General features: G+C 52.3%; 3 protein-coding genes. All 3 read left to right on the forward strand.

Annotated elements, in window-relative coordinates; genetic code table 11:
- A partial coding sequence (rlmD, locus tag PBA01S_RS22145) for a 23S rRNA (uracil(1939)-C(5))-methyltransferase RlmD (RefSeq protein ID WP_255315417.1) occupies nucleotides 1-1,077 on the forward strand: 1,077 nt, incomplete at its 5' end.
- A gap of 190 nt (nucleotides 1,078-1,267) precedes the next feature.
- Nucleotides 1,268-3,829 (forward strand): winged helix-turn-helix domain-containing protein, encoded by a 2,562-nt coding sequence (locus tag PBA01S_RS22150; protein ID WP_127576754.1) that lies wholly within the window; start codon nucleotides 1,268-1,270, stop codon nucleotides 3,827-3,829.
- Between the two features lie 174 nt (nucleotides 3,830-4,003).
- The coding region (locus tag PBA01S_RS22155) for an RCC1 domain-containing protein (protein ID WP_164744234.1) at nucleotides 4,004-6,878 on the forward strand (2,875 nt) is incomplete at its 3' end.

Here is a 6,878-nt window from a genome sequence, read left to right on the forward strand (position 1 = left end):
GACGCCGGCGCTGCCGCAGGGGCGGCCGCCGCCGATGCCGACCGCCGCGCCGTCGTCGTGCGACCGACGATCGGCATGGCGACGCCTTGGCGCTACCGCAACAAGGCGCAGGTGCCCGTCGGCGTCGTCGACGGTGCCCTGGTCGGCGGCTTCTACGCCCGCGGCAGCCATCGCATCATCGATATGGAGACGTGCCTCATTCAGCACGAGAGCAACGATGAGGTGATCCGCCGCGTCAAAGCCATCGGCCGCCGCCTGGGCATCACCGCCTACGACGAAGAGACCGGCCAGGGCCTGCTGCGCCACGTCGTCGTGAAGGTGGGCTTCCGCACCGGAGAAATGATGCTGGTGCTGGTCACCAACGGCGATCGGATCCCTCGTGAAGACGAATGGATCGCGGCGATCCGCGAAGAACTCCCGTCCGTGGTGAGCATCTGCCAGAACGTCAATACACGGCAGACGAACGTAATCTTCGGAGACGTAACCCGCGTCCTGTGGGGGCGCGAAGTGATCTATGACTATATCGGAGACGTGAAGTTTGCGATCTCGGCGCGTTCTTTTTACCAAGTGAACCCGATCCAGACAGAAGTCCTCTACGGCAAAACGGTTGAATATGCTGGTCTAACCGGGCAAGAGACCGTCATTGACGCTTATTGCGGCATTGGCACGATCTCGTTGTTCCTCGCGCAACATGCGAAGCGAGTGTACGGCGTGGAGATTGTCAAAGAGGCGATCGAAGACGCTCGCGTCAACGCCCAGCTGAACGGGATGGAGCATGTCACCTTTGAGGTCGGTGCCTCCGAAGACGTGATCCCCGCCTGGAAAGAGCAGGGCATCGAAGCCGATGTCATCGTCGTCGACCCGCCTCGTAAAGGCTGCGACCCGCGCCTGCTGGAGACGATCCTTGAGATGAAACCCGAGCGCGTAGTTTACGTATCGTGCAATCCAGCGACGCTAGCTCGTGACCTGCGCATCCTGGAGGACGGCGGGTATCGGACCGTTGAGGTCACGCCGGTGGATATGTTCCCGCATTCGGTGCATGTGGAGTCGGTCGTATTGTTGGTTCGGAAAGAATGACTGAGATGCGGCAGCCGGCAGCCTGTCTGTCCCTAGACCATCGTGAAACCCGGAAATTGGACCGGTACAGGTTCAGTTTCCGGGTTTATTTATGTCGAAGGCCGGTTAGGGTCGTCGGGAAGTTTTCTGGTAATATAGTAAGGAAAATGTTCATTCCTAATGATTATAGTCAAAGGGAAGGGGGCAAACCATGATCATAGCCACGAAACTTCATATTCCTCGATCGCGAAGCGCGCTTGTTGCGCGTTCTCGTCTCACCCGGCGTTTGCATGAAGGGTTAGATCGCACGCTTACTTTGATCACAGCTCCAGCCGGGTATGGCAAAACGACATTGCTCGGCGAGTGGGTGATGACGCTGGAAAATCCCGTCGCCTGGGTCTCGCTTGATCAAGGGGATAATGATCGCATGCGCTTCTGGGCACATACCATTGCAGCGTTAAAACAAGCTTATCCGACTTTTGACCAACAGGACGTCCTTCGTCATGCCGCAGAAGATCCATCGGGTGTGTCACTGATTGCTGCGCTCATCAACGGGCTACATCGCATTTCACACACGATGGTGCTCGTATGGGATGACTTTCATCATATCGAAGAAACGTCCATCTTGCAGGGCGTCACTTATCTGCTGGAACGTTTACCACTACATGTCCATCTCTATCTTGCAAGCCGAAATTCTCCAGCGCTTCCTCTTTCCAGACTACGAGCAGAAAATAGGCTGATCTGGTTGGAGGCGAGCGATCTCCGATTTGTGCCGGACGAAACGACTGAATTTTTTGCGAAGTGCGGTGGTATACAATTATCCAACGAAGATGTGGCGACCGTACAAAAAAAGACGGAGGGATGGGCAGCGGCGATGCGATTGGCCGTCTTGTCATTGCACGAACATGCCGATCCCGTATCCCTAATCCGGAAGATGGCGGGGACGGAACGTGATATATCGGATTACTTCTTTGATGAGGTGTTAGCCCGACAGTCCGAAACGATGCAGCAATTTTTACTCTATACATCGATTTTGGATCGGATGACGGGCGAACTTTGTCAAGCGGTAACCGGTATAGCCGAAAGTCATGCGTATTTGCAACAATTAGACAAGGGAAGCTTGTTTCTTGTAGCTTTGGACGAGCGGCGGGAGTGGTACAGGTATCATCATCTATTCCGGCAATTTTTGACGGCGCAGTTGAAAATGCGCGAGCCGCGGCAATGGAAAACCTATCATATGACAGCAGGAAAATGGCTTGAAAAGAACGGTTATCCGCATGAAGCGGTGGATCATTACCTTAAGGCCGCCGGTTACGAACAAGCGCTTTCATTAATAGAGAAAATTGCACAGGAACTGATGGACACGGAATGGACAACGCTTTGCACGTGGTTGAGCGCGATTCCCGACACGCTGTTATTTGCCAGGCCGATGATGCTGTTGACAAAACTTTCCTCCCAATACATGTCCGGGCATGTCGAAGCGGCCACAGACGGGTATTGGAGAGCGCTTCGCAGGTTGGATGAAGACGCAGCCTCCCTTCCTCCTTCGGCAGCCGAAACATTACATGCCGGACTTGCTTTTCTGGCCGCATTTCGCACGTTTTTGGATCGTGATTTTGAATATGCGGTTCAATTCTCAAAGGAATATGTCGAGAAGCATCCGGAAGGCGATTTCTTCATTGGGTTCGGGAGCGACCGGGATGGTTATCATCCGGTGTGGGACATCTACGTGTCGGATGACAGCCTTCGACTGGCGGAGCAGGTGTTGACGCCCTTGCTGTCGATTTGGTCTGGGACCCGAAATGTGCTTTTTGTTGCTCATTTATATATCGACTATGGAAAAATGCAGTACGAACGAAATCGCTTGGTCGAAGCGGAGAAGGCTATGCGCCAAGCCTATCATATTGGAAAATTGTATGACAATATAAGCCTGGCGACCATCGCGGCGTTTTGGCTTGCCCGCATTGCCGCCGTACAGGGAGACGGGGAGACGTCAAATCAAATATTACAAGAGTTAACCCAACAAACATCCAAGATGGCGAATCCCCATTTGTCCGGAAAAATCGCCTCGTTTCGAGCCATGCTGGGCAGGATGCAAGGAGAAGAGAAACCGGTGAGACAATGGCTGAGAAAGTGCGGCTTGCGATTCCGTGACGAAATTCCGGTATCCATGATCAAAGAATATGATTTACTGGCCTCTATACTGGCAGAGCAGGGAAAAATTGAAGAAGCCGCAGCTGTAACGGAGCGCCTACTCCACCTGACTATAGAAGCAAGACGGCAAAGCGATCGAATCCGTCTGCTCGTTCACAAGAGTATGATCCTATCCTTACAAGGAAAGATTTCGGACTCCATGGACGTACTGGAAGAAGCGCTGGCATTGGCGCGGCCGGAAGGGTATATCCGGACCTTTGTCGACGAAGGAGCATCACTTGGGCAATTGTTGGATCAATATATCCGATTGCGCCAAAATCAGCATCGCCGCCCCAGTCAAAAGGTGCCTTTACCCTACGTGAAACGATTGCTAAGATTGTTCCAGCCAGCTGACAGGGAAGCCAGCATTCCCCATGAAAGAACGGCGGTTGCTTTAACAGCCAAAGAACAAAGTGTACTTCGATTGATGGAAACGGGGATGTCCAATAAAGATATAGCGCTCAAACTGAATGTTTCTCTAGCAACCGTAAAAACACATATTAATAACATCTACGGCAAATTACAGACCAAAAATCGATTGCAAGCGTTGGAACGTGCCAGAACACTGCAGTTGTTCTGATTCGTTCCTTTTTTTATCCAAATAAACTCCACCCCCTTCTTCAACCTTTGTGATTTTTGTGACAGTCAGGGTTGATCACAAAGGAAAAGGTAGTTTGTATAATAAATCGGATGAAGCTATGAAGAGATTAACCTGAAGGAGGATTTGTAAGAGATGGATCCACGGGGAAAAAGCATGAAACAATCATATAAAAGCAATATGGGGAACGGCTTGGTGAAGCTGTGCATCACTTTGCTGCTCATCCAGTCGTTTCTGATCACGGTACCCTATGACAACGTGTCTGCTCAAGGGAGCTTTCATCCAGCCTTGAGTGATCGTTGGGGAGGAATCCAGCAAATCGCAGGGGGGCGTTACCATTCCCTCGCTTTAACAGCGGACGGGGAAGTTCTGGCTTGGGGATTGAATCAAGGTGGCACAACAACGGTGCCTGTTGAAGCACAGTCCAGTATTGTCTCGATTTCTGCAGGACAAGACCACTCTCTCGCTCTCACATCCGGCGGCGAGGTCATCGCCTGGGGAAGGGGAAGATTCGGCGAAGCTAATGTACCGGCGGAAGCGAAAAGCGATATCGTAGCCATTGCAGCGGGAAATACTGCCTTCCATTCGTTAGCCCTCACGTCCTCAGGGAAAGTCATTGCCTGGGGCTCCAATTCTTATGGTCAATCGGATGTGCCGGAAGAAGCGGAAAGCGGCGTTGTCGCCATCGCGGCGGGATATTGGCATTCTTTAGCGTTAACGGCTGCCGGAGAAGTGATTGCATGGGGAGATGGTCGCGAAGGAAAACTCGATGTGCCTGACGAGGTGCAGGGCCAGGCAGTAGCCATTAGTGCAGGATCTGATCATTCTTTAGCGTTAACTGCTTCGGGCAAGGTGATTGCTTGGGGGAGTAACGATTACGGACAATCTTCTGTGCCGAAAGAGGCGGAAAGCGGCGTTATCGCCATTGCGGCAGGGGAAAAACACTCTCTAGCCCTGAAATCTGACGGCTCTGTCATTGCCTGGGGCATTTCAGACGGTTCGTGGGAAGACAACGAACAAACGGTTGTACCCGAAACTGCGAAAAGCGGTGTGATCGCGATTGCAGCGGGATACCGACATTCGCTTGCCTTGAAAGCGGATGGGATGATCATTGCCTGGGGGGATAATGATGACGGTCAGACTGACGTGCCGGAACATGTCCATGAACGTGTGAAAGCCAAACAATTGGCTGCCGGGAAAAACCATTCGCTTGCGTTAACCTCCGATGGCCAAGTACTCGGCTGGGGAAGCGATCTGTACAATCGCCTATCGATTCCTGCCGATTTGCAAGATGTGCGCGCCATTGAGGCGGGGGAGGATTTTTGCCTGGCATTAAAAGCCGATGGCACGATTGTGATCTGGGGAGACGGTTCTCATTATGCGGCGATTCCGCCTGAAGTGCAAGGACAGACAGTGGCAATCAGCGTAGGCAGCTATCACGCTTTGGCGTTGCAAGCCGATGGCACAGTCGTTGCCTGGGGTAGAATTGAAGGGGGGGAGAATGATAAGCGGCTCGATGTGCCTGATGATTTGGATCAGGTGATTGCCGTTAGTGCAGGATTGTTTCACTCCCTTGCTCTGAAGGCTGACGGTACAGTAGTGATTTGGGGAGCGAATCAATTGAACCAGCTGGATATGCCAAGTGGTCTGCATGATGTAAAAGCCATTAGCGCAGGACACTACCATTCCTTGGCGCTTAAAACGGATGGTACGGTGATCGCTTGGGGAGATAATACGTATAAACAGTTAGAAGTGCCCGAAAACCTGCAGGATGTTGTGGCCATCAGTGCAGGTCGCTTTCATTCCGTTGCTTTAAAGTCGGATGGCACGGTGATCGCCTGGGGAGATAACAAATTTAACCAACTCGAAGTTCCTTCTAATTTGAGTGACGTTGTAGCGATTTCGGCAGGTAACTATTACACGCTAGCCTTGCAAGCAGATGGAACGATTGTCGGTTGGGGCGATACTTCTTCCGGTCAACACGTCATTCCAACAAGCGATCTTGTAACGATTGAACTGACCGATCAAAGCGGTGGAGAATTGGAACTCTTGTTTGATCCTTCGAAGCAGGAATACACGGTATTAATTGACAATCATGTTACGTTGGTGAACGTGCTCGCGACACTGGAAAATGCGGAATTTGCAGCTGTGTATGTGAATGGTGAGCGACAATCCGATCCCGCTAAAGGAGTCAATATACCAGTAACCGATGAGCAAACGGTCGTTACCGTGGAAGTCGTCCCTTATTTGCAAGAAAGTAAAACGTATACGATCACGCTCTCACAAGAAGCGGAGCCAGAGCAAGTATCGAAGCCAGTCGCCAGTCCTGCGGGCGGTGCGGTTCCGGCTGGGACAACGGTGACGTTGAGCACGTATACGAACGATGCAATGATCTACTACACAACTGACGGCAGCACGCCTACTAGCAGCAGCATCGAATATACCGCGCCCATCGAAGTGACTGGGGGAATGACGCTCAAGGCAATTGCCGTAAAGGACGGCATGCTAGACAGCGAAGTGCTGGAGGAGCATTACACGATCTTACCTCCTGATCAAGTCGCCAAGCCGATCGCAAGTCCTGCGGGAGGTGCAGTCCCGGCTGGTACAACGGTGACGTTGAGCACGTATACGAACGATGCAACAATCTACTACACGATGGACGGCAGCAAACCGACAAGCAGCAGCGCCGAATATACCGCACCCATCGAAGTGACGGAGGAAATGACGCTCAAAGCGATTGCGGTGAAGGAAGGCATGCTGGACAGCGAGGTAATGGAGGAACAGTATACAATCCTGCAACCGGGGCAGGTAGCTTCGCCGATCGCAAGTCCGTCCGGCGGAGCGGTTCCATCTGGCACGAAGGTAACATTGAGCACGACAACTGAAGGAGCAACAATCTACTACACAACGGACGGCAGCGAACCGACAAGCAGCAGTGCCGAATATACCACGCCCATCGAAGTGACGGAGGAAATGACGATCAAAGCGATTGCGGTGAAGGAAGGTATGCTCGACAGCGAAGTGATGGGGG

Origin of the sequence: Paenibacillus barengoltzii NBRC 101215 (genome assembly GCF_004000745.1) — a bacterium.
Lineage (GTDB): Bacteria > Bacillota > Bacilli > Paenibacillales > Paenibacillaceae > Fontibacillus > Fontibacillus barengoltzii.